Origin of the sequence: Chryseobacterium aquifrigidense, from assembly GCF_006716485.1 — a bacterium.
Taxonomy (GTDB): domain Bacteria; phylum Bacteroidota; class Bacteroidia; order Flavobacteriales; family Weeksellaceae; genus Chryseobacterium; species Chryseobacterium vietnamense.
Genome location: NZ_VFPD01000006.1, coordinates 77,235 through 101,540, shown reverse-complemented (window position 1 = coordinate 101,540; position 24,306 = coordinate 77,235). Strand labels below are relative to the sequence as shown.

Below are 24,306 nucleotides of genomic sequence, written 5' to 3'. Positions count from 1 at the left end.
TATATCCATCATAACCTTTCCACTAAAGGTATCAGAAGGCCTTTGAAATAACGCTTTGCCAGTCATTAATAAAAATTAATAAACAATAAGAAAATATTTTTTTTCAGTATAAAGATATAATACCTATAACAACCAATCAACAAAGAAAATATTCTCTAATTCAATATTATTCCACCTTAAAATCTACTTTATTTTTACACTAAAACGACACTAGGTATTTGTTTATGCATATCATTAATATTGCGTAAATTTGTAAAAAACAACAATATGTCAACAGCAGAACAAACAAAAAACTCACAGTATTTTATTGACCTTGAAGACAAACACGGAGCGCATAACTATCACCCACTTCCAGTAGTTCTGGACCGCGGAGAAGGTGTATTCGTTTGGGATGTGGAAGGCAAAAAGTACTATGATTTTCTTTCAGCATATTCTGCTGTGAACCAGGGGCACTCCCACCCAAAAATTGTAGGAGCTTTGGTAGAGCAGGCACAAAAGCTGGCTTTAACTTCAAGAGCATTCTATAACTCTAAATTAGGAGAATACGAACAAAAAATAACAACTCTTTTCGGGTTTGACAAGGTTTTACCCATGAACTCCGGAGCGGAAGCTGTGGAAACAGCCGTAAAATTAGCCAGAAAATGGAGTTATGAAGTAAAAGGAATTGCAGAAAACGCAGCAAAAATTATTGTTTGCGAAAACAATTTCCACGGAAGAACAACCACTATTGTTTCTTTTTCCAATGATCCGGATGCCAACCAAAACTACGGACCTTTTACCCCAGGATTTATCAAAATTCCTTATAATGATATCGCAGCATTGGAAGAAGTTCTAAGCAGAGAAGCAGAAAGTATTGCAGCATTCTTAGTAGAACCTATTCAGGGAGAGGCCGGGGTATATGTTCCGGATGAAAACTTCCTTAAAAATGCTTCTGAATTATGTAAAAAACACAATGTTCTTTTCATTGCTGATGAAGTTCAGACTGGTATCGCAAGAACAGGAAGGCTGATTGCCTGCCACCATGAAAATGTACAACCCGATATCCTAATCTTAGGAAAGGCACTTTCCGGAGGAATGTATCCTGTATCTGCTGTTTTAGCGAATGATAGCATCATGAATGTTATCAAACCAGGACAACATGGTTCCACATTCGGGGGAAACCCTATTGCATGTGCAGTAGCAGTAGCAGCATTGGACGTGGTAGCTGATGAAAAACTTTCCGAAAGAGCAGAAGAATTAGGAAAACTTTTCAGAGCTGAAATTGAGAAGCTGATAGAAAAGACAGATCTTATTACCAAAGTAAGAGGAAAAGGCCTTCTCAATGCTATCCTGATTAATGATACCCCTGATAGTTCTACGGCATGGAATCTTTGTTTAAAATTAAAAGAAAACGGTTTGCTGGCAAAACCTACCCATGGTAATATCATCAGACTGGCACCGCCATTGGTAATTACTGAAGAGCAATTGCTGGATTGTGTGAAGATTATTGAAAAGACTATTCTCGAGTATAAATAAATGGCTCTTTCCCTTGCAATCATTACTTATAATGAAGAAGAGAACATCGTAAGACTTTTAGATTCAATATCAGATATTGCTGATGAAATCATTATTGTTGATAGCTTTTCTACAGATAAGACCAAAGAGATTTGCACTCAAAAATATCCACAGGTAAAATTCTTTGAGAAAAAATTTAACGGGTATGGTGAACAAAAAAACCATGCCCTTCATTTATGCTCCCATGAATGGATTTTGTTTCTGGATGCCGACGAAGTTCCAGATCATAATATGAAGAGATCTATACAAAACATTGTTTCTTCAGAAAGTACAGAATTCAATGTGTATAAAGCAAAATTCAACAATCATCTGGGAATTCACCTGATCAGATATGGAGGCTGGGGAAATGTATGCCGTGAAAGGCTGTTCAGAAAAAAATATGCAAGGTATTCGGATGATAAAGTTCATGAATTTTTGATTACTGATCAGAAGATAGGTCTTATGGAAGGGAAACTGGATCATTATACCTACAAAAGCATTCATCATCATGTCTCAAAAATCAACAGATACTCTGATATGATGGCGGAAAAGATGTTTGAGAAGGGGAAAAAAATCAATAGATTTAAAATCATTGTAAGCCCTATTTTTGAGTTTATTAAGGTTTTTATCTTCAAAGCTGGTTTTCTGGATGGATTTCCAGGATTTTATGTTGCTAAAACAATGTCTTATTACACCTTTTTGAAATACATCAAGCTGCGTGAAAAAATAAGACGGTTAGAAATTGAACAAAATACAGTAAAATAGTATGATTCTGTATCTTATTCCATTTGTATTGGCGGTATTTATCGTTGTGTATTTCCGTCTTTATTTATTTGCTTTTCCTCTCAACAGACTGGTTATTCTTATGTATCACCAGGTTGAAAAAGAAAGCCATGAAGACCTGACGGTGAGTGTAGAAAATCTTGAAAAACAGTTTTCTTACCTGAGCCGTAAAAAATACGCTTCCCTTTTTTTTTCAGATCTTACTGTATTATCAAAAAAAAGCATCATCATAACCTTTGATGACGGATACAAAAACAACCTTGAGTATCTTCCCTCTTTACTGGAAAAATATAATCTGAAAGCAACTATTTTTATTCCAACCGGATTTATTGAAAAGGGATATAATAATTATCCGATGATGACCTTTGAGGAAATCAGGAATCTGGATAAAAAATATTTTGAGATTGCTCTTCACAGTCACGCCCATGAAAATCTAAAAAATTCTTCTTTTGACTTTATAGAAAAAGATCTAAAAAAAAATATGCAGATTCTTGATGCTCAAAATATCAGGTATTCAAAGGTTCTGGCATACCCATACGGGAAATATCCACAAAAAAAACATGATAAATTAACATTTTTTTCTATTTTAAAAAAAATAGGAATTGATTTTGCAGTAAGAATTGGGAATAAAGTAAATTATTACCCTACCCAGCGCCCATACGAACTGTGTAGAATTGATATAAAAGGCAAAGATTCGCTTATAAAATTCAAATTAAAACTTATCTTTGGCAGATTAAAACTATTTTAAAAAACAATAGTAAGGAGTATGTAACGTACTTCCCTATCAAACAAATCGTTGTGATGAATATAAGTGGTTTGATCATAACATATAATGAAGAAAAAAATATACAGGATGTCCTTGAGTCTTTTGATTTTTGTGATGAGATCATAGTTGTAGACTCTTTTAGTACGGATAAAACTGTAGAAATTGCGAGGAAATTCCCCAATGTAAAAGTGATTCAGAATAAATTTGAAGACTTTACAAAGCAAAGAAATTTGGCTCTGGATACTGCAACCAACGACTGGGTTTTATTTTTGGATGGTGATGAAAGAATTACCCCGGCCCTGAAGCAGGAAATTATCGATGAGCTTAATAAACCCGGGCAAAAAGATGCCTACTATTTTTACAGGAAATTCTTTTTTGCCCAGAAACCGATTCACTTTTCAGGAACACAATCTGATAAAAATTTCAGATTATTCAGAAAATCGAAAGCCAGATATATGGCAGGAAAAAAGGTACATGAAACTCTGGAGGTTAACGGAACCATTGGAGTTTTAAAAAATAAATTACTCCATTACTCCGTTTCAGATTATGAATCTTACAAAAAAAAAATGATTCATTACGGAGTTTTAAAGGGTAAAGAACTGGCTGCTAAAGGGAAAAAGTATAGTATTTGGGTTCAATATCTTAAAACTGCTTTTAAATTCTTTAAAGCCTATATAATGAGACTAGGAATTTTAGACGGAAAAGAAGGATATCAGTTATCTTATCTGCAATCTTTAAGCGTTTATGAAACCTATGAATCATTAAAAAAAGAGCAAAATTAGTTGAATGAAGATTTGTATCATTAGTTATGATTTTTGGGATTATGATAAGTATATTGTTGAAACATTATGCAAAAGGGGTATTGATGCACATCATATAAAGATCAGTACCGTTACTCATTCCAACTTCAACGAAAGAGCGGTCAATGCTTTAAGCAAAACTTTTTTAAACAAAAATCTTAAGACTGAAAAAAGACAAAAATATGTTCTGGATTCGCTGGAAAAGTTAGGTCATCAGGATCAGATACTTGTAATGAATCCGGATACATTCGATCTTTCTACTCTTCAAAAAATCCGAAAATCTACAGACCGTCTGGTAACCTATCTTTACGATAATCTTGAAAGGGTTCCGGTAGAAGATAAATTACATCTTTTTGATAAAGTATTCTCATTCGACTCTATTGACGTCAAAAAGCATGGGTTTGAAAAGTTAACAAACTACATTTATCTACCCCACTGTTCACAGGAAATTCAGCAGCCGGAAATGGATCTTTTCTATATCACATCTTATGATAACAGAAGGGTTTCCCTGATAAAGTTATTGGCTAAAAAACTGATTGAACAGGGATTAAAATTCCAGATTATGATCATTGGAAAAAAATCATGGAAGCATCAGCTCACGAATATTTTCATGACAGTTCCTAAAAATCTTTTCCTGGTGTTCAGTATCAAAAAGATCCCGCACAACGATCTTCCTAAGTATTATAAGAACTCTAAAGTTTTACTGGACCTGATGCGTGAAGGACAATATGGTCTTAGCTTCAGAGTTTTTGAAGCCATGGCTCTGGACAAGAAAATCATTACCGATAATGAAGCCATTAAAACCTATGATTTTTACAATCCCAATAATATTTTGATTTTAAACAAAAATATTAGTAATCTTGACAAATCTTTTTTTGAAACACCTTACGAGAAAATTCCGGAAGAAATCTACTACAGATACACTTTGGATAGTTGGGTGAATAAAGTTTTTGAACTGGATACTAAAAACTGAAAAATGGGAATCTTAAAAAAAATAAAAAAGCACTTCGAAAGAAAAGAAAAACTTAAATATCTCCAGACTAAGGATGTAGTCAACATTAATCTGTATGACGCTTCCCAAAAAACAATCCTGTTTGCATCAAGAGATTTCCCTGCCCACGATAAAGAATCCGGGGCTAACAGATTGAAAGAACTTATATTTATTTACAAAGAATTAGGATATAACTGTATTTTATTTGCTCCCCATAAATTTGAAGATGATTCTTATGTGAAGTTCTATCAGCAGCACAATGTTATCGTTTACATAGAAAACAATAAGTACAGGAATATCTATGATTTTCTGTCTTCTTTTAAAAAGATAGATTACATTTGGTTCAACGGTCCGCTGGCTCTGAATCTTTTTTATAAAAAGATGAAAACCGTTTTACCTTCTGCCAAATTCATTTATGATATGGTGGATATTCATTTTTTAAGGTTTAAAAGAGCAATAGAACTGGAACCGAACCGTATTTCATTAAAGAAAAATTATAAACATTTTTTCCGTCTGGAAACGGTTGTTGCACCGCAACTCGATTATATAATTGCCATATCTGATAAGGAAAAAGAAATTATGAGCCAGTATGCGGATCAAAACAAGATCATTACGGTATCTAATATTCATTATCCGAAAATTGATATTTCTGAAAGAAAAAATTTCAGCGAAAGTAAAGGAATTACCTTCATCGGATCTATCCATGAACCGAATATTGATGCGGTAAAGTTTTTATATGAAAAAATAATGCCCATCGTCTGGAAAACCAACCCTGAGCTGGAAGTAAGCATCATCGGTAATGTCGCAGAAAAACTGGATCATAAACTATTTCCTAAGTTTACATTTTTAGGGTTTGTGGAAAGCATCGAAGAGCATTTCATGAATTCTAAAATTATGGTAGCTCCCTTAAGATTCGGAGCTGGAGTGAAAGGAAAAATCGGACAAGCTTTTGAATACTTTTTGCCCGTGGTTACCACAGATATCGGAGCAGAAGGAATGAAACTTACCGATAAACAGAATGTATTGATTGCCAATGACGAAGCCCGTTTTGCAGAGGCTATTATTCAGCTGAACAATGATGAAGATCTTTGGAATACATTAAGCAGAAATTCTGTAGACAGTCTGAGTGCATTCTCACCTGAAGAAGTAAAAGAAAAACTTAAAACATTATAATCCATGTCATTAAGTGTAAATTACCATGGTTTTTTTGACGGGAATTTTGGAATTTCCGAAGCGACCAGATTAAATGCTTTGGCATTAGAAGCAATCGGGATCAAAGTAAACCGGATAAATTATTCCAGTGAAACTTTTGAAAGAATTGATGCTGGTTCAGAAGTACCATCTTCCATCAATGTTTTCCATATTAATATCAATTTTATTAACAATTTTTTCTCCAAGAATCAGGATCTGAATCTTAAGGATCATTATAATATCATTTACTGGGCCTGGGAATTTCCTGAAGTTTCTGATAAAGTTGTTGAGATATTAAATGTCTTTGACGAGCTTTGGGTTCCAAGTGATTTCTGTGTGAATATCTTCACAAAATATACAGGAATTCCTGTGATCAGATTTTCACATCCGATCCAAAAAATGGCAGAGTCTAAGGATTTTGAACTAAGCCAGTATAATATTTCTCCGGATTCAAAGATCTATCTGACGATTTTCGATTCTCTGAGTACCACGATCAGAAAAAATCCGGAAGCTACGCTTGAAGCTTTCACAACCGTTTTCAAAGAAGATAAAAACAGTGTTCTTATCGTGAAAACTCATAATCTCGAAAGAAGCAAAGATGCTCAGAAAGCACTGGAAGCTTACAATACTATTCCAAATGTAATAATCATTAATGAGCATTTTTCAAAAGAGAAACTACATTCCCTGATCCAGCAGTCTGATGTTCTGATTTCTCTCCATGGGTCAGAAGGTTTCGGCCTGACGATGGCAGAAGCAATGGCATACGGAAAAATTGTTGTGGGAACAGGTTATTCCGGGAATCTGGATTTTATGAATGTAAATAACAGCTTTCTTATACAGTATGATTTCATCAAAACGGCCAATACAAAGGGACTGATTGATGAGGGTTTAACGCTTGCCAGACCAAGTCTAAAAGATGCTGTTGAAAAGCTCCAGTATATCAAAAATAATTTTGAAAGCCTGACCTTGATGAGAGAAAAGGCAGAATTACAAATTGCAGAAAATTTTTCCATCCAATCTATCGGAGAGCTATTCAAAATCAGATTGAATTTCATTGATGGTTTTGGTAAAAAAGAAAGCAGTGGTGGCAATGATGTTAATAATGTTTTCTATTTAAGCGAAATTGAAAGATTAAATTCCAGGGTCAATTATCTTGAGCGAACTCTTTATAATAAAATAAGAAAGAAAGTAAATGCTTTCTTCAAAAAAAACAGAAAATAGTTTTATTGGTTAATTTTCTGGTTGATTAGACTATAGAATCACCAGATTAATGATAAACTCACAATATTTCAGATGAAAGACAAAATTGCAATAGTAGTCCAAAGGTATGGGTTGGAAATTAACGGAGGTGCAGAACTTCACGCAAGATTATTAGCTGAAAAATTGTCTGGAGTTTATGATATTGAAATTATTACAACCTGTGCTATAGAATTCGAACGTTGGGATAATTATTATCCGGAAGGAATTGAAAGCATCAATGGTATAACTGTACGAAGATTTAAAACTGTAAAAAAAGACTTAAAAAAATTCAACGAGCTCAGTAAAATTGCTCGCAGCTTATATAAATATTACAGCAGAAAGCTCAGCTTTGTAAACTTCCCTTATTTGCTTTATAAGAGATTTAAATACAGCAAAAAGGATTTTAATTTCAATGAATGGTTGGAAGTACAGGGACCATTTTCAAACGATTTAATTCATTTTATTAAAGACAAAAAAGAAGATTATAAGGCTTTTATTTTCTTCACTTACTTATATCATCCTACCAATATCGGGATCAGAGAAGTGGCTGACAAAAGCATTCTCATCCCAACAGCACACGATGAGCCTCAATTTTATCTTGATGGGTATTCCCAGTTATTTTCTCTTCCAAAATTCATCATGTACAATACACAGATTGAAAAGGATTTTGTAGAGAGCATTTATCCTCAGGCAAAAAAGCTAAAGTCAGAAATTGCAGGAATTGGTTTTGATGATTATGATGTTTCATCAGGCGAACTTCCTCAGGATCTATATCAGACCAAATACTTTATTTATATAGGAAGGATTGTTGAAGACAAAGGCTGTGTCATGATGATTGAATATTTTAAAGATTTCAAAGAAAAACATCCTGAATATAAAGACATAAAATTAGTGCTGGTAGGAAAAAATTCTCTTGAGGAAAGCATAACTGAGGGAGATGATATTATTCTTACCGGATTTGTAGACCACGACCTCAAAAATGCTTTACTGAAGAATGCCAGCGCACTGATAATGCCTTCATTCTATGAAAGTCTGTCTTTGATTACATTGGAGGCTATGTTACTGAAAATCCCTATCATTGTAAATAAAAACTGTGAGGTCTTGTACTCGCATATTGAAAAGAGTAAAACCGGGAAAAGCTTTACAAACAGTACAGAATTTTCTCAGGCATTAACGTTTTATATGCAGCAGTCACAGGATAATCTTGTTTCTGAAGGCATCAAAGCAAGAGATTATGTTTTAAAAAACTATTCATGGGATACCATCATCAACAAATTTAATTCCGCCATTACATCTTTATAATGACCAAAAAAATTCTATTTTTTTTTCCTGAAAATCCATTTTCAAACAGGGCAGGAAATACAACAAGAGCAAAAACTACCCTTACTGTTTTAAAAAAAATGGGATATCAGATTGATCTGGTAGGAGTCTCTGAGATTTATAAGAGCCAAAATGACACTACAGATATTGATAAAGATATTGTTGATCATCTGTTTTTAATTAAACACAGACCATTAAAAGTAAAAACATCATCAGAATATTGGAAGCACAAAATATCAAAATTCTATAAGAAACCTAATGAGTATAATCACTTACTGACAGATTTTGCCAGGAAAGAATTTGCTGATATCTTCCATAAGGAAAAATATGATGCGATTATCATCAATTATGAATTTTGGGCAGGATTAGTTGATCATGAATCTATGAAAAATACTTTAAAGATCATAGATACCCATGATTGGATTACTCTCAATGAATTTTATAAAAACAGATCATTAGATATTGGAAAACGTTTCAATGAGGAAATTAGAAATCTTTCAAAATTTGATAAAATAATCACCATTTCAGAAGATGAGCATCTTGTATTTAAAAGATTCCTGGGGGAAAAGGTGATCAATATATCTCCTTCTTTTCCATCTCATTTCGAAAAAAATGATCGTGTTAAAAAGTATGATTTAATTTTTGTAGGGTCTGAAAACATTTTCAATATACAATCCATACAGTGGTTTTTTGATCATGTCTATCCATTGCTTCCCTCAGGCATTAATATTGTCATTATCGGGAGAGTATGCAAGCATATTGAAAAAAGAGAAGGTGTAACCTTAATAGAATTTATAGAAAGCCTGGAGGAGGAGTATCACCAGTCTAAAATTGCAATTTGTCCAATGCTGGAAGGTACAGGGATCAAAATTAAAGTAATAGAAGCGCTATCTTACGGGCTTCCTGTTGTAGGAACAGAACGAGCAATTGATGGTTTCCCCTCAAAAACGTCAAATGGATGTCTGGTAAGTGATCATCCGGAATTGTTCAGAGATCAAATTATGTCTTTACTACAGGACCAATCCTATTATCAGGATATAAAAACACAGGCTAAAGCCTATTTTAAGAATAATTTTTCTGAAGAAAAAGCAATAGAAAAATGGAAAAAAATTTTACATTAATGGATGACCTGGCCATCATCATACTTAATTACAATTCTTTTGAGGATACCCAGCGAGAGGTTAATTCATTATTAAGCGAAGGGATCCCGGAAAAATCTATTTATATAGTAGATAACAATTCAAAAGACAGAAAGGAAATTGAGAAACTGGGTTCTCAAAAGCAAATCAACTCTATTTTAAGTGATTATAACGGCGGCTATGCTTTCGGTAATAATTTAGCCATTAAAAAAGCAATGGAAGATGGTAAGAATTATTTTTTATTATTAAATCCGGACATTGAAATATCCCGCAACACAATCAGCCAGTTATATAACGATTTAAAAGAATTTCCGGATATTGGAATCATTGGCCCAAGAATCTGTTACAGAAACATTCGTGACAGAATATTTTCAGATGGCGGACTCCTGTTTCCCGAGGAGGGTTTTCAGGGTGGACACACCAATTCTGAACAGGATAAAAACTATGTAAATGCGACTCATTATAACTACAATATAAAATATGTAGATGGAAGTGCCTTAATGTTCAGAAAAGAAATACTGGATGATGTAGGTTTAATGAATACCAGCTTTTTCATGTATTATGAAGAATCTGAATGGTGCCTGCGACTTCTTAAAACCAACAAATGGAAAATTGCGGTCAATACCCAATGTGAAGCTTTCAATCTTGCCAGTGATAAAGGCAGTTTTTATGAATATTATATCACCAGAAACCGCATCTGGATGTGCAGGCTGTATGATGGGAATTTAAAATATGTAACCAAAGAGCGATGGAAGTTTGCAAGGAAAGCACTTAAAAAAGGAAAATTTTCTATGGCAAAAGCTTACATAAAAGGTATATTAGATGGCCTTTATTCCAATTTAGATAAAATAAAAAATGAGTAAAAAAAATATTATTAAAGTAGGATATCTTTTATCTTATGACTACTGTTACATTTTTACATCTCTTAAGCATATTTATGAGCATGCAGACCGTATTGTAATAAGTTATGATGCCAATAATAAAACCTGGGCAGGAAATGATATTCATATTCCTGAAAGTGTTTTCAGTGATATCAAAAAATTGGATACTCAGAATAAAATCATTTTTTACAAAGACACTTTCTTCATTGAAGGGATGCAGCCAATGGAACTGGAGACCAGACAAAGGAATATGATGGCGGAAAAAATGGGCGCCGGTGGATGGCATATCCAGATGGATGGTGATGAATATGCTTATGACTTTGGAGTATTAGCCGGATTTTTGAAGGGGAATAAATTTTTATTAAAGAATCCAGCCAAAAATCCTTTTAATTTTCAGGTAAATTTTGTGACATTATTCAAACATAATGCGGAGGGATTTTTTGTCATTACTCCTTTTGATGAAAAGTGTATGCTTATCACAAACAATCCTCAATATGAGTACGCAAGAAATACAAATAAAGGCAGAATCCTGCCACTGGATTTTTATTTAATACATCAGTCCTGGGCGCGGGAAGAAAGTGAAATTTCAGAAAAAATCAATAACTGGGGGCATAAAAATGATTTTGACACCTCGACGTTTTTAAATTCCTGGAAAACAGTAAATGCTGACAATTATAAGATATTTATCGACTTCCATCCTTTATATAAGGGCATATGGAAAGAACTTTCCTTTTTCCCTGCGAAAAATATTGATGAATTTATTCTCTCCTTCTCAAAGAAATATCCTCAGCAAAAACTTAATCTGAACTTATCTTTCACAAAGAAAATCAAGATGAGAATTAAAAGTCTTTTTTAATTCTTTCAGACCAAAATAGTAAAGGCTAATGTTAGTGTAACATTAGCCTTTTTTTCTAATTTATTTGATAAAAACACTTTCAAACTTTTCCATAACGGCCCTCGGATTGAAAAGTTCTGAGTAGCAATCCCAGTTTTTACCTTCATCCGGTCGAAAATCCTTCAGAATTTGCATGATATCCTGTTTGTCGCTATATAAAATGGCTTTATCCCCCAGAATCTCAAGATGTGATTTCTCATCAGATCCGGACCATGTTATAATGGGTTTATTTTTAATAGAAAATTCACCTACAGCCATTCCGAAACTTTCTCCCTGTGTGCGGGCATGCAAAAATGCATCAGAAGTATTAATAAATTTCACTTTTCTTTCAACATCTGTTGTGGGAGGAAGAAAAATAATGTTTTTATAAGACCTGAAAAAGTTTCTCTTCACAAATTCATCAGTTCCCATAAAAACAAAGTATATATTTTTATTTTTAAGGGCTGTTTTTTTTACAGCTTCCATCACAAAACCAATATCAAAAGTTTCGGTTCCGCCGTATCTCGCGAATACCACGGCATCTTTTGGGATATTCAACTCAGCGCGAAGATCACCACTCACTTCAGGAAGATCTACAATATGAGGAACAAAAGGAAGTTTTCCGCCGCTCATTGTTTTTGCCAGCCATTCAGAGACATAGGCATAAACATCACCGTAAGGTTCATTATATTTAAAAACTGCATGAATAGCCGTTTTAATAAGATCATGTGGAGTATCTGTTTCTCTTTCTCCTGATTTTATTGCATAAAAAAGATCTGCATTTGCCTTTTTAATGATTTCATCTCTTTCCCTGATATCACTATATCCAACAACATTAAACCTTTTTTTAAAACGTTCAATAGCTTCTTCAGCGTTATTCGGACTGTTTTCAGGATAAAGAATCATCGACTCGTTGCCAAGCATTTCCTCATTATAATAAGCATAATCAAAAAGAGCATTAGAAGTCCCTCTATAGCATAATTGATTTTCGTGGAAAATAATTTTCATTTGTTAGTACGTTAAATTATTTAGTTTTAACCTTTCTCCATAACCGTAATAAAAGTATATAATCTTATTTCTGTAGCTTATGAGATAGATTCTGACAAGCAAAAAAGCTTTTCATTGATCAACTAAACTTATAAGTTACAAAAATACATTTTTAATGAAAGACTACCGACTGTTTCTTTATCAACGAAAACATTTTACAAATATTCGTTTTTATTCTTTGTTGTATAAAGAAACCGTCTCAAAGCTGAGACGGTTTTTTTGTAAAATAGTAATATTATTTAGTTAGTATGCGTAGAATTCAATTCCTTCAGAAACATAACCTGCCGGTCTTGCGCTGGATCTTGAATAATAATGATCTTTACCATTCCAATATCTGTAAATAGGAACTGTATTAGGCTGCTGAGTAGCAAAAGCATTGAACTCAATTCCTTCGTCTACATATCCCTGATAATATCCCGGAGTTTTTGTATAGTAATGATCTTTACCATTCCAATATCTGTAGATAGGAACTGTATTCGGAGCCTTATATAAGAAGGCATTAAACTCTGTTCCTTCAAAAGAATACCCGCTGTAGCTTCCAGCAATTTTTGTATAGTAATGATCAACCCCGTTATAATATCTGTAAATTGGGATTGTTTTAAATTCAAGATACACTTTGTTATCAATCAGATATTGATCTACATAAGCTTTAAGCTGAGCTTTTTTAACAGGATCTTTTACAAAGTCATAAATAATAATCAGCCCATTACTTCCAAAATCCACCAAAACAGAATTACTTACATTGGAGCTGTTCTGCCAATTGGAAATATTAACTTTAGGATTGGTCTGATCAAGATTCAAATCTCCAACTAAACCTTTTGAAGGATCCCCGCCTCTGGTTTTGTATGTTAACTTCTTAGAATAATTCATGTGGTATTCAGAGGTATTTACATCATTGTCCACATTTACATTAAAAATACTTAACATCCCCGCCTTTACCCCGATTCTAGCTGCCTTATCACGAGTCTGGCTGGTTGTTTCAGACTGGAATAAAATATCAAGCTTTGCTCCTGTATAAATATCAGTCATTACGTGAGTCCCATAATCCTGAACAATCTGCTGCGGAGTTTTTGTTTGTAAATCCTGAGCAAATTCAGGAGTTATATAATCACCCAGCATATCTGTTGTAGCATTGAATCTTACTCTTTTCTGTTTGATCGTAAGGTTATAACTTCCGTAGATATACTTTGCATCAAACTTATTGTTGGTTGTTACCGCTGAACCAAAACCTACAGAGAGTATTTTTTTAAACAGTGGAAAATTTACTGTTGCATCCACTTTGGTTGAAACCATTTTGGAATAAGCCTCAGCATTTTCACCATAGTCTTCGGCGTACTCCTGAGAGTTTGTGTTTTCGCTGATTAATCTGTTGGTTTGTTCTAATTTAAAGCGGTCAATATCAACCACCTTAAAACCGGCAGCTGTTGCGTTGGCATATTCACCGGTAACGTTATAACCATGTCCTAAGACATCATAAATCCCGTCACCTGCAAATTTGGCTGCAGACATTCTGTTATTAGCCTTTGCCGCTGGGCTTTCAGGCGTTATCTCTGAATTCAGATCTTCAGAAGAACACGAACTCATAAAAAGCATCAGTAAACTACTGAAGCAAAATAAAATTTGTTTTTTCATAGATTATTAAATAAGTTTTTGCAAATATAAAATTCATCACCAAGTGAAGAAATAATTTATTAATGACATATATCATTAATTAGTGAATTTAACAATCAATTAAAACACTATTAACAAACGGCTTTAACATCACACAATAGAGAAATAATTAAAATAAATGATTACTATTATTATTTTCACATCAAACTCACTCTCTATTTAATGATAAATAAAAAGTGGAGTCAGAATTACCGACTCCACTTATATACCAAATTGATTTATATAAATCCAAAAATTAATTAGCTGGAATATAGAAAGCGATGCCTTCTCTGATACTCCAATAGTTTGCAGGACCTAAATTAGGAGAAACTGAAAGATAATGATCCGATCCGTTTTTAGCTTTATAGCTATATACAGGAATTCTTCCGGCTCCCGCCTCTTTATAAGCATAGAATGCTACCCCCATATAAACATTCCAATAGGAAGATGGCTGTAACGTACTTGCCTGGGTAAAGTAATGATCTGCTCCTGAAGTACTTTTATAGCAGTAAATAGGAACTGTTTCAGGTGCTTTGTACTGGAAAACTTTAAATGTCGGCCCTTCATTAGTCCAGTAAGAAGATGGCTGAAGGTTTGTATTAAAAGTAAAATAATGATTACTGTCTGCCTGATTCTGGTAACCATACAGCATGGTTGTATTGTACTCCAATGAAATCTGGTTATCAATTAAATACTGATCAACATAAGCTTTAAGCTGAGCTTTTTTAGTGGCATCTTTTACCAGATTATAGATAGGAACAAGCCCATTATTTCCGAATTCTACCAATACCGAATTACTGGCTGTAGAACTGTTTTGCCAGTTTGAAATATTAATTTTCGGAGTATTCTGATCCAGATTCAATTCTCCAACCAAACCTTTTGAAGGATCTCCTCCTCTTGTTCTATAGGATAATTTCTTAGAATAATTCATAGATGATTCCGAAGTATTCACATCGTTGGTTACATCTACATCAAAGATAGATTTCACCCCCACTTTTACTCCAATTCTCGCGGCACGGTCACGGCTTTCGTTAGTTGTTTCAGACTGGAACATGATATCCATCTTAGCTCCTGTATAAATATCAATCATAACGTGGGTTCCGTAGTCCTGTACAATCTGCTGAGGAGTTTTCGTTTGCAGATCCTGGGTAAATTCCGGAGTTACATAATCTGCTAACATATCTGTAGTAGCGTTGAATCTTAATCTTTTTTGCTTAATGATAAGATTGTAACTGCCATAAATATATTTGGCATCAAATTTATGGTTGGTAGTCACCGCAGAATTAAATCCTACTGACACTGTTTTTTTAAATAAAGGAATTCCTGCAGTTGCCTCTACTTTTGTGGAAATCATTTTAGAATAGGTTTCTGCATTTTCTCCATATTCTTCAACGTACTGTTGGGTATTGGTATTTTCAGAAAGCAATCTTCCTGCCTGTTCAGAATTGAAACGATCAATATCAATTACTTTAAATCCTGCAGAATTAGCATTCGCATATTCCCCTGCTGCATTAAAACCGTGTCCTAAAACATCATAAACACCGTCTCCTGCAAATTTTGCTGCCGACAAACGATTAGATTTTGCCGGGCTATCAGGAGCAGATTCATTATTCAGATCTTCCGAAGAACATGATCCCATGAGAAGCATCAGTGCTGCACTGAAGCTAAATAAAATTTGTTTTTTCATAGTATTATTTAAAAATTTTCAACAAATATAAACTTCATTATTAGGTGAAATACAATAAGAACAACTGACATATATCATTTATTGGTGATTTTAATATGCATTTAAAATACTATGAATAAACATTTTTACAATCACTAATTTGTGATTTAATTAAAAAATTTATTTTATAAGAAGAAACTTACATACATTCAAAAACAGATTTACACATCAAACTTAACACTTGTTATTTATGAGTTCATTTTTCATAACCAACCATTCATAAATTATGGCTCATGAATAAAAAAAATATAATGCTAAAAATAAAATCGGAAGTTTAAAAACCGTATTTATCGAAAATCTTTGGAAATAAGTAAAAAAGTCAGGATTAAAAAACAATACGCCGTCAGAAATCATCTCTTAAACGCATAATTTTAAGTAAATTTGCAAAAATTTAAATTGAAATGGAGAAAGTAAGAGTACGTTTTGCTCCAAGTCCTACAGGACCATTACATTTGGGAGGCGTAAGAACCGCATTATATGATTATCTTTTTGCTAAAAATCAAGGGGGAGAATTTGTATTGAGAATTGAAGATACAGATACAGCCAGATATGTAGAAGGAGCTGAAGAATATATTGAAGAAGCTTTAGAATGGTGCGGAATCATTCCTGATGAAAGTCCCAAAAAAGGAGGAAAATTCGCTCCTTACAGACAGTCTGAAAGAAGAGACATCTACGACAGATATACAGAACAGATCCTAAAGACAGATTATGCATACATTGCTTTTGATACAGCTGAAGAACTGGATGCAATACGCGCAGAATATGAAGCGAAAGGTGATGTTTTCTCATATGATAACAAAACAAGGAACCGTTTAAGAAACAGTCTTGCTCTTTCTGAAGAAGAAGTTCAGAAGCTATTGGATGAAAAAACACCCTACGTGGTACGATTTAAAATGCCTGTTGACAGAGTATTAAATCTTGAAGACATCATCCGTGGAAAATTTTCAGTTAATACCAATACTTTAGATGATAAAGTTCTGGTAAAGAATGACGGAATGCCTACTTATCATTTTGCGAACATCATTGATGACCACGAAATGGAAATTTCTCACGTTATCCGTGGAGAAGAATGGCTGCCATCTTTAGGACTTCACACTTTATTATATGAAGCAATGCAGTGGGAAGCACCACAGTTTGCACACCTTTCTTTAATTTTAAAGCCCGAAGGAAAAGGAAAATTAAGCAAAAGAGACGGAGATAAATTCGGATTCCCGGTATTCCCTCTTGACTTTAAAGATCCAGCTACAGGGATAGTTTCTAAAGGATACAGAGAAAACGGATATCTTCCTGATGCTTTCATTAATATGGTTGCCTTATTAGGATGGTCTCCTGCCGATGATAAAGAAATACTTCCTTTGGATGAAATGATGAGGGAATTTGACCTTCACAAAGTACATAAAGCGGGAGCAAGATTCAGTAAAGAAAAATCAGAGTGGTTCAACCACCAATATATTCAGTTGAAATCTGATGAAGAGCTTCTTAAGATCCTGAAAAATACAGATCTTGATCTTTCCGGTACATCTGATGAAAAACTATTGAAAGTAATTCATCTGATGAAAGAAAGAGCTACTTTCCCGAAAGACATCTATGAGAATGGAAAATTCTTCTTTGAAGCTCCAGCTTCGTATGATGAAAAAGCTTCAAAAAAAGCATGGAATGAAGAAACATCAGCAATTTTAGGAGAATTGGCCGCTGCATTTGAAGCTACAGACTTTGTTGCTGAAACATTAAAGCAGGCAATGCATGATTTCGCTGAAAGTAAAGGATTAGGAATGGGTAAAGTAATGATGCCATTGCGACTATCTTTAGTAGGAGAATTAAAAGGACCGGACGTTCCGGACATTCTGGAAACCCTTGGTAAAGAGGAAAGTATCTCCAGAATAAACAATGCTATAAATAATTTTAAATAGAATAACCATAATTTTTCATACATTTGAAAGATTTAATTTACTTCAAGAAATGGAATATTTAAGTTTCGAACTTCCTATCAAAGAATTGATGGATCAATACCAGACGTGTTCTTTAGTAGGAGAAGAAAGTGGTGTTGATGTAAAATTAGCATGCAGCCAGATTGAGGATAAGATTTTAGAAAAGAAAAAAGAAATCTATTCAAATCTTACGCCTTGGCAAAGAGTACAACTGTCCCGTCACCCGGATCGTCCTTATACATTGGATTATATCAACGGAATGGCAGACAAAGGCAGTTTCTTAGAACTTCATGGAGACAGAAATTTCGCTGATGATCCGGCAATGATTGGAGGATTGATTACCCTTGATGGTCAGAAAGTGATGATCATAGGGACTCAAAAAGGAAGAACAACTAAAGAAAGACAGCACAGAAGATTTGGGATGCCCAATCCGGAAGGATACAGAAAAGCTTTAAGATTAATGAAGCTGGCTGAAAAATTTAATATCCCTGTGGTAACTTTAGTAGATACACCGGGAGCTTATCCGGGACTGGAAGCTGAAGAAAGAGGACAAGGAGAAGCTATTGCAAGAAATATTTTTGAAATGGTACAGCTGAAAACTCCAATCTTCACATACATCATCGGAGAAGGTGCCAGCGGTGGAGCATTGGGAATAGGTGTAGGAAATAAAGTATACATGCTGGAAAACACATGGTATACAGTAATTGCACCGGAAAGCTGTTCTTCTATCTTATGGAGAAACTGGGATCATAAAGAAGATGCAGCCAATGCATTAAATCTTACTCCGGCAGATGCTTTAAGAGAAAAGTTCATTGACGGAATTATTGAGGAACCACTTGGAGGTGCTCATTATGATCAGGAGACCACTTATTTGAACTTGAAAAATTCAATTTTACAAAATATCAAAGCTTTCTCCAAATTTACAGGACAGGAGCTTGAAACCCAAAGACAGGACAAATTCATTGCAATGGGTCAGTTTAAAGGATAAAAAATAAAAAGGTTAAGAATTTCTTCTTAACCTTTTTTCTTTAGTTTTCTTCTCTTTTATCTATTCTGCAACGTTCAGTGCAATTTCAATATCCTGAGTAATTTTCTTCACAGAAGAATATTTTGCATCACAGACTGATGTGGTCATTACGTATTCCCCTTTATCAACCAGGATAAAATTCTCCCCTCTTGCAGGAACAGTCAGATTATAATATTTTTTTCCACTTATTTTTACAATAAGATTACAGGCCGATCTGTTTTTGATATTCACATACGCTTCATTCTTATTCAAATCATTATTAAAAAGATGGGTAAGCATCGCTGCTGTCCTTTTATTTTCCTCACTTGGTCCAGACTTAGAACTTCCGGCACTTTTTGCTGAGCCTGCAGAACCTGTTGAAGCAAAAGAGGTACTTCTTCTTTCTTCTTTTAAAGCTTCAATAGCAGCGGCTGTATTATTAGAAACAGGTTTGCCGTTAACAGTATTAGTTTTATTAACAGCTACTGTTTTACCGCTATTCAGCTCATTATTTTTAACGATATTTTCTATTTTCTCCTTACTAATTGGTTTAATGGTAGGTTTTGCTTCAGGTGAATTATCTGCCATAATAATATCAATCAGCCTTCTTTTAAAATAGTCTGTTTTGGCGTGTCCGGGGTTCTGTTTTAAAAAACCGGCAATTACTCTTGCCTCTTTTGAGATCTCAGCTTCCTGTTCGGTATAGATGATTACAGTTTCTTTTTCAACAACAGCTTTAGATTTTGTTTTTTTCTTTTTTTGAGAAAAACCTAGAGCAAAAATGCATATAAATAGAAGGAAGAAGATTTTTTTCATTAATCAAACCTTTAAAATAGTATTAAATATATTAATAACGTGAAAAGTCATTTTTTAGTTTATCATTAAAATCATTATCTTTGCACTGCTCTAAAATTAAGCTAAAAATTAATACTAATCTTAAATAAAAAATAATAGATATTATGTCTTATACACCAGTTGCTGCAGACGTAGCTAAATTAAGAAACCAAACAGGTGCAGGTATGATGGACTGCAAGAAAGCTCTAGTTGAAGCTGAAGGAGACTTCGAAAAAGCGGTAGATATCCTTAGAAAAAAAGGACAAAAAGTTGCTGCTAACAGAGCAGACAGAGAGTCTACTGAAGGGGCAGTAATCGCAAGAGTAAACGAAGACAACACTTTAGGTGCTGTAATTTCTTTAAATTGTGAAACTGACTTCGTTGCTAAAAACGAAGCATTCGTTGAGCTAGCTTACGAATTAGCAGAAATGGCTATTTTCGCTGCTACTAAAGAAGAGCTTTTAGCTACAGATTTCCACGGAATCACTGTTGCTGAGAAATTAGTTGAGCAAACAGGAGTTATCGGTGAGAAAATCGAAATCGGATCTTTCGAAAGAATCCAGGGAGATTTCTTAGGAGCTTACATCCACGCTGGAAACAAAATTGCTGCTATCACTTCTCTTTCTGCTAAAGTAGATGGAGCTGAAGAAGCTGCTAAAGCTGTTTCTATGCAGGTTGCTGCAATGAACCCAATTGCTCTTGACGAAACTGCAGTTTCTCAGGAAACTATCGACAGAGAGTTGGAAATCGAAAGACACAAACTTACTGAAGAAGGTAAGCCTGCAAACATTATCGACAACATCCTGAAAGGTAAAATGCAGAGATTCTACAAAGACAACACTTTGGTACACCAGGATTTCATTAAAGACGGTAGTATCTCAGTTGCTGATTACGTAAAATCTGTAAACGCAGACTTAAAAGTAACAGGATTTGTAAGAGTAAGCCTATAAGCTGACTGTTTCAAAAGAATATAGAGTCCCGGTGAAAATTTCACCGGGATTTTTTATTACCATTATTTTCACTCAACAATGTGGTCATATATCTGAAAAAATTAACACACTAAAAAATTCACTCAAAAAAGAATTATTAGCAGATAATCACCATGGTTACGCTCAAGAGTTAATTACCAGTTTCATACCTAACAGGGTTTTTGATTAAAAATCGAAGGCTTATATTTAACATTTATTTAAATTTTATTAAAAGTATTTCATTTTTTATTTTATTTTTGTAGAAATCCTAATTCCATACTCATGAAAAGATTTCTACTCAGTTTGGTATTAATTTTTTTAACAATTAATACACTCTTTGCACAAAGGGATACCGAGCATTGGATTGCTCCTTATTATGACAGTGTTGGAGGGTATACCAATATGATATACCTTTCTACTGATTCCCCCACCCCTTTTGATGTAACTATTTACAACAACAATATTCCGCTTACCACTGTTACCATCAGTAAAGGTAACCCACAAACTTATAAGGTTACCAATAGCCTTATTTCCACAGGAACATCTACCGAAGCATTCATTGTGGGTAATAAAGGGCTTTATTTAAAAGCGATCAAACCTTTTTACTGCAGTTTAAGACTAGCTCAGAGTGTTCACGGGGAGGTAATTACCAGTAAAGGAAAGGCTGGAATTGGAAAAACATTTTTCGTTGCCGCTGCTCCTAATACCAATACCAGTAGTATTCAGAATTTTACAGCAGGTGTTCTTGCTACGGAAGACAATACGAATGTAACAGTATCATGGAACCCAACTGCCGGAGTAGTTTTTATTAACGGTAGCCCAACTGGAAATACTCAGACTTTTACTTTACAAAAAGGACAATCTTTCATTCTTGCAGGATCCGGCTCTCAGTCCGGAAACAAAACAGGTTTTATTGGTGCCAAAATAGTTGCAACCAAACCAGTAACATTGACCAATGGAAGCTGTAATGCCAACTTCTCTGCTTCAACAACAGGAAGTGATCCGGTTCTCGATCAATCGGTTCCGGTTGACAGACTTGGAAATACTTTTGCCATAGTAAAAACAAGATCTACAGCTCCTACCTTAAATATGGAGGGTGGTCTTATTGTGGCCACTGAAGATAATACCGAAGTATATTTAAATGGCGGAGGTACTGCTGTTGCTACACTTGCTGCCGGAGAATGGTACAGAATTAATGAAACCAGCTATGTTGCTCAGGGGACATCAGGACATTCAAACATGTTCATTTCCACAACCAAAAATGTATATTTATATCAATTTATTGGAGTATTATTAAGTGATGCCACCAATGGATTCAACTATATTCCGCCATTAAACTGTTTCCTTCCAAGAAAAATTGATGAAATCGGAAAGATCAATGAAATGCCTCTTGGAGTAGGAGGAGCCAGCATGACAACAAGTGATCTTGTAGTAAAATTAAACATCCTAACAGAAGCTGGTGCTACTGTCATGGTAAATGATGCTCCTCTTTTGCCTGAAGCCGGACCTTATCCATTGGCAGGAAATGCTAACTGGGTTACCTATGGAATCAACAGTGTATCTGGAAATATTAAGATTACCTCTACAAAAGCTGTAACAGCAGGTATCAACGGAGGATATAGTTCTGCAGGGTACGGAGGGTACTTTGCCGGATTCTCATCAATCCCTCTAATTGCGAAAAAGACAGGTGAATGTGTTCCGGGAATCGTTCTTGAGGTAGACGATGGATATGAAACCTACCAATGGTTCCGTGACGGAGTTGCTATTCCAGGTGCTACAAGTTATACATATACTCCTACACAATCAGGAAATTATACAGTAAAGGTAACAATGGGAACATGTCCTCCTGTGACAACTCCTATCTATAAAGTACAAAACTGTTTAAAAGAAACTACACAGGCTCTTAATGCTTGTTCTACTAAAATTATTACCCCGGCCTTTACTTCTTCCACTCAGACTGTGGTTCCAAGTACAGTAGTAATTTTAACACCGCCTACCAAAGGAACAGCTGTAGTTAATCCAAACGGAACGATTACTTATACACCTAATCCGGGATATTTAGGACCAGATAAAATCGTTTATAAATTCTGTGGAAACTCTGTTGAGTTTACAGATTGTGAACAGGTAACACTCAACCTTACTGTAGTACCATTCATCGTAACTGATACTTCTATTAAGGCTTGCTGGTATGATGTAGCACCTTACGCTTATTTTGACCTTACCAAAGCAAAGGTTACAGATTATAATGCTGTTACAAAAAAATACTACCGTACCCTGAATGACCTTACTGCAGGGATCAATGAAATTACAACACCAGAAAACTTCCCTTCAACAGGAGGATTTGTATATGTGAAAGTAACAACTGCTGAGGGATGTACGGCCAATGCAAAAATTGAATTAATTGTACTTCCAATTAAAAAGTCTCCAATCCTTGTAGATCAGTATATCTGTATGGATGCGAAAACTAACCTGGACGCTGGTCCCGGATATGATTCATACCAGTGGAGCACAGGAGCTACCTCGTCAGGCATCAGAGATGTTGGTGTTGGTGAATACACCGTAATTCTTGGTAAGAACGGATGTTTCCTTACACAAACTGTAAAAGTTAAAAAAGTGGAGGATCCCGTAATTCAAACCATTGAGATCAACAATAATACAGCAACTGTAATTGTAAGCGGTGGTAAAGCTCCTTACCAATATGCAGTTGATGGAACTGCAAACTGGCAGGATTCAAGTACCTTTACAGGTTTAACAAGAGGACAGCACACTTTCTATGTTAAAGATTTTTATAACTGTACTCCTATTGCTGTAGAAGTAACCATTCCTAATCTGTTAAATGCGATTACACCTAACGGAGATAATGTAAATGATTATATAGATTACAGTGAGCTTGCTTACAAAGAAAATCTTAGCTTTGTTGTGTATGACAGATATGGAAATATGGTGTTTACCGGAAACAGATTCAACAACTACAGATGGGATGGAAAACACTTTGATAAAAAACTGGGAACAGGAACATACTGGTACCATATCAGCTGGAATGAATCCAACAAAGAAAAGACTCCAATAAAATATACTGGTTGGATCCTTGTTAAAAACAGAGAGTAATAATTAGTTTAAAACTATATTTCATAGGCCGCGATTTTATAATCGTGGCCTATTTTATTACGTAACTCTCCCATCTAAGTAAAGTATAAATATGAGTGCTGAGTCATATAAAGCCTATATCATCACAAAATCATTTATTCCACATTAATGTGAAGAAGAAAAACAATAAAAATTTTACAATAAAAAAAGCAATTATTAATTATTTTTTCAACAAAATAAAACAATAACATAATATTAAATACAAAAACAACTAATTAATTACAATAATCACAAAAAACTTGTTTATTATAGTATATTTGCAACGAATAACCCAAACTGATAAAAAAATGATTACAATATTACTTTTAGGATTGCCGCTCTACTTATTAACCTGACAAAGCTTCCAACATTACTCTGATTGAGCTGGAACATTGTTTTAAGTTTTATAAGAACCCTTTTTTCAAAAAACTGATATTAACATTTTATCACAATAATCTGTTTTTTAAAAGCAGCATTTCAAAATGTTACTATCCTAAATTCCTT

19 protein-coding genes are annotated in these 24,306 nt (G+C 34.4%); 15 read left to right on the top strand and 4 right to left on the bottom strand.

Translation table 11 applies throughout. From position 1 onward, the window contains the following. The first annotated feature begins 267 nt into the window (after positions 1 to 267). The 11 genes from rocD to FB551_RS22925 all read left to right on the top strand — a co-directional run bounded on the left by rocD (position 268) and on the right by FB551_RS22925 (position 11,499). A complete protein-coding gene (gene rocD / locus FB551_RS22975) occupies positions 268 to 1,515 on the top strand; it encodes an ornithine--oxo-acid transaminase (RefSeq protein WP_047435621.1) in 1,248 nt (415 codons plus the stop codon). Then, a complete protein-coding gene (locus FB551_RS22970; protein ID WP_142019049.1) occupies positions 1,516 to 2,298 on the top strand; it encodes a glycosyltransferase family 2 protein in 783 nt (260 codons plus the stop codon). It abuts the gene before it with no gap. A gap of 1 nt (position 2,299) precedes the next feature. Continuing rightward, a complete protein-coding gene (locus tag FB551_RS22965; protein ID WP_142019048.1) occupies positions 2,300 to 3,064 on the top strand; it encodes a polysaccharide deacetylase family protein in 765 nt (254 codons plus the stop codon). Positions 3,065 to 3,117: 53 nt separating this feature from the next. Further along, complete coding sequence (locus FB551_RS22960) at positions 3,118 to 3,864, top strand: glycosyltransferase family 2 protein (protein WP_142019062.1); 747 nt, start codon at positions 3,118 to 3,120, stop codon at positions 3,862 to 3,864. Positions 3,865 to 3,868: 4 nt separating this feature from the next. Continuing rightward, entirely contained in the window at positions 3,869 to 4,855 is a 987-nt protein-coding gene (locus FB551_RS22955) for a glycosyltransferase family 4 protein (RefSeq protein ID WP_142019047.1), read from the top strand. A gap of 3 nt (positions 4,856 to 4,858) precedes the next feature. Beyond that, positions 4,859 to 6,046 (top strand): glycosyltransferase, encoded by a 1,188-nt coding sequence (locus FB551_RS22950; RefSeq protein ID WP_142019046.1) that lies wholly within the window; start codon positions 4,859 to 4,861, stop codon positions 6,044 to 6,046. 3 nt (positions 6,047 to 6,049) lie between these two features. Further along, positions 6,050 to 7,285 (top strand): glycosyltransferase, encoded by a 1,236-nt coding sequence (locus tag FB551_RS22945; protein WP_142019045.1) that lies wholly within the window; start codon positions 6,050 to 6,052, stop codon positions 7,283 to 7,285. A gap of 72 nt (positions 7,286 to 7,357) precedes the next feature. After that, a complete protein-coding gene (locus tag FB551_RS22940) occupies positions 7,358 to 8,605 on the top strand; it encodes a glycosyltransferase family 4 protein (protein ID WP_142019044.1) in 1,248 nt (415 codons plus the stop codon). Then, positions 8,605 to 9,744, top strand: coding sequence for a glycosyltransferase (locus FB551_RS22935; RefSeq protein ID WP_142019043.1), 1,140 nt, complete (start codon positions 8,605 to 8,607; stop codon positions 9,742 to 9,744). The genes FB551_RS22940 and FB551_RS22935 overlap by 1 nt, the downstream gene beginning before the upstream one ends. After that, a complete protein-coding gene (locus FB551_RS22930; protein ID WP_226798778.1) occupies positions 9,723 to 10,625 on the top strand; it encodes a glycosyltransferase family 2 protein in 903 nt (300 codons plus the stop codon). The genes FB551_RS22935 and FB551_RS22930 overlap by 22 nt, the downstream gene beginning before the upstream one ends. Next, entirely contained in the window at positions 10,618 to 11,499 is an 882-nt protein-coding gene (locus tag FB551_RS22925) for a hypothetical protein (protein WP_142019042.1), read from the top strand. Before FB551_RS22930 ends, FB551_RS22925 begins: the two co-directional genes overlap by 8 nt. A 60-nt stretch (positions 11,500 to 11,559) precedes the next feature. On the opposite strand, the gene FB551_RS22920 is transcribed toward FB551_RS22925, so the two are convergent. The 3 genes from FB551_RS22920 to FB551_RS22910 form a co-directional block, all read right to left on the bottom strand. Next, positions 11,560 to 12,525: a glycosyltransferase family protein gene (locus FB551_RS22920; protein ID WP_142019041.1), complete on the bottom strand. Its 966-nt coding sequence runs from the start codon at positions 12,523 to 12,525 to the stop codon at positions 11,560 to 11,562. A 282-nt stretch (positions 12,526 to 12,807) separates the two neighbouring features. After that, positions 12,808 to 14,196, bottom strand: coding sequence for an MAC/perforin domain-containing protein (locus FB551_RS22915; protein WP_142019040.1), 1,389 nt, complete (start codon positions 14,194 to 14,196; stop codon positions 12,808 to 12,810). 274 nt (positions 14,197 to 14,470) lie between these two features. Continuing rightward, positions 14,471 to 15,901, bottom strand: a complete 1,431-nt coding sequence (locus FB551_RS22910; RefSeq protein ID WP_047435645.1) for an MAC/perforin domain-containing protein — start codon at positions 15,899 to 15,901, stop codon at positions 14,471 to 14,473. A gap of 440 nt (positions 15,902 to 16,341) precedes the next feature. Here FB551_RS22910 and gltX point away from each other — a divergent pair, with 440 nt between their 5' ends. After that, entirely contained in the window at positions 16,342 to 17,850 is a 1,509-nt protein-coding gene (gene gltX / locus FB551_RS22905) for a glutamate--tRNA ligase (RefSeq protein WP_142019039.1), read from the top strand. Positions 17,851 to 17,899: 49 nt separating this feature from the next. Beyond that, the gene (locus FB551_RS22900) at positions 17,900 to 18,856 is read left to right on the top strand and encodes an acetyl-CoA carboxylase carboxyltransferase subunit alpha (RefSeq protein ID WP_047435651.1); all 957 of its coding nucleotides are present in this window, start codon (positions 17,900 to 17,902) and stop codon (positions 18,854 to 18,856) included. 60 nt (positions 18,857 to 18,916) lie between these two features. Here FB551_RS22900 and FB551_RS22895 read toward each other — a convergent pair whose 3' ends face one another. Continuing rightward, positions 18,917 to 19,690, bottom strand: a complete 774-nt coding sequence (locus tag FB551_RS22895; protein ID WP_047435653.1) for a DUF6759 domain-containing protein — start codon at positions 19,688 to 19,690, stop codon at positions 18,917 to 18,919. 143 nt (positions 19,691 to 19,833) lie between these two features. Between FB551_RS22895 and tsf the strand changes: the two genes are divergently transcribed. Together tsf and FB551_RS22885 are read left to right on the top strand one after the other, a co-directional pair. Continuing rightward, complete coding sequence (gene tsf / locus FB551_RS22890) at positions 19,834 to 20,658, top strand: translation elongation factor Ts (protein WP_034692936.1); 825 nt, start codon at positions 19,834 to 19,836, stop codon at positions 20,656 to 20,658. Positions 20,659 to 20,958: 300 nt separating this feature from the next. Continuing rightward, positions 20,959 to 23,784, top strand: a complete 2,826-nt coding sequence (locus tag FB551_RS22885; protein WP_047435656.1) for a T9SS C-terminal target domain-containing protein — start codon at positions 20,959 to 20,961, stop codon at positions 23,782 to 23,784. Positions 23,785 to 24,306 lie beyond the last annotated feature (522 nt).

Excerpts from the sequence above, each read along its gene's own strand:
- gltX (WP_142019039.1), top strand. The coding sequence starts at position 16,342 with ATGGAGAAAGTAAGAGTACGTTTTGCTCCAAGTCCTACAGGACCATTA.
- FB551_RS22910 (WP_047435645.1), bottom strand. The coding sequence starts at position 15,901 with ATGAAAAAACAAATTTTATTTAGCTTCAGTGCAGCACTGATGCTTCTC.
- FB551_RS22940 (WP_142019044.1), top strand. The coding sequence starts at position 7,358 with ATGAAAGACAAAATTGCAATAGTAGTCCAAAGGTATGGGTTGGAAATT.
- FB551_RS22925 (WP_142019042.1), top strand. The coding sequence starts at position 10,618 with ATGAGTAAAAAAAATATTATTAAAGTAGGATATCTTTTATCTTATGAC.
- FB551_RS22950 (WP_142019046.1), top strand. The coding sequence starts at position 4,859 with ATGGGAATCTTAAAAAAAATAAAAAAGCACTTCGAAAGAAAAGAAAAA.
- FB551_RS22895 (WP_047435653.1), bottom strand. The coding sequence starts at position 19,690 with ATGAAAAAAATCTTCTTCCTTCTATTTATATGCATTTTTGCTCTAGGT.
- FB551_RS22955 (WP_142019047.1), top strand. The coding sequence starts at position 3,869 with ATGAAGATTTGTATCATTAGTTATGATTTTTGGGATTATGATAAGTAT.
- FB551_RS22960 (WP_142019062.1), top strand. The coding sequence starts at position 3,118 with ATGAATATAAGTGGTTTGATCATAACATATAATGAAGAAAAAAATATA.
- FB551_RS22900 (WP_047435651.1), top strand. The coding sequence starts at position 17,900 with ATGGAATATTTAAGTTTCGAACTTCCTATCAAAGAATTGATGGATCAA.
- FB551_RS22935 (WP_142019043.1), top strand. The coding sequence starts at position 8,605 with ATGACCAAAAAAATTCTATTTTTTTTTCCTGAAAATCCATTTTCAAAC.
- FB551_RS22915 (WP_142019040.1), bottom strand. The coding sequence starts at position 14,196 with ATGAAAAAACAAATTTTATTTTGCTTCAGTAGTTTACTGATGCTTTTT.
- FB551_RS22965 (WP_142019048.1), top strand. The coding sequence starts at position 2,300 with ATGATTCTGTATCTTATTCCATTTGTATTGGCGGTATTTATCGTTGTG.
- tsf (WP_034692936.1), top strand. The coding sequence starts at position 19,834 with ATGTCTTATACACCAGTTGCTGCAGACGTAGCTAAATTAAGAAACCAA.
- rocD (WP_047435621.1), top strand. The coding sequence starts at position 268 with ATGTCAACAGCAGAACAAACAAAAAACTCACAGTATTTTATTGACCTT.
- FB551_RS22930 (WP_226798778.1), top strand. The coding sequence starts at position 9,723 with ATGGAAAAAAATTTTACATTAATGGATGACCTGGCCATCATCATACTT.
- FB551_RS22920 (WP_142019041.1), bottom strand. The coding sequence starts at position 12,525 with ATGAAAATTATTTTCCACGAAAATCAATTATGCTATAGAGGGACTTCT.
- FB551_RS22970 (WP_142019049.1), top strand. The coding sequence starts at position 1,516 with ATGGCTCTTTCCCTTGCAATCATTACTTATAATGAAGAAGAGAACATC.
- FB551_RS22885 (WP_047435656.1), top strand. The coding sequence starts at position 20,959 with ATGAAAAGATTTCTACTCAGTTTGGTATTAATTTTTTTAACAATTAAT.
- FB551_RS22945 (WP_142019045.1), top strand. The coding sequence starts at position 6,050 with ATGTCATTAAGTGTAAATTACCATGGTTTTTTTGACGGGAATTTTGGA.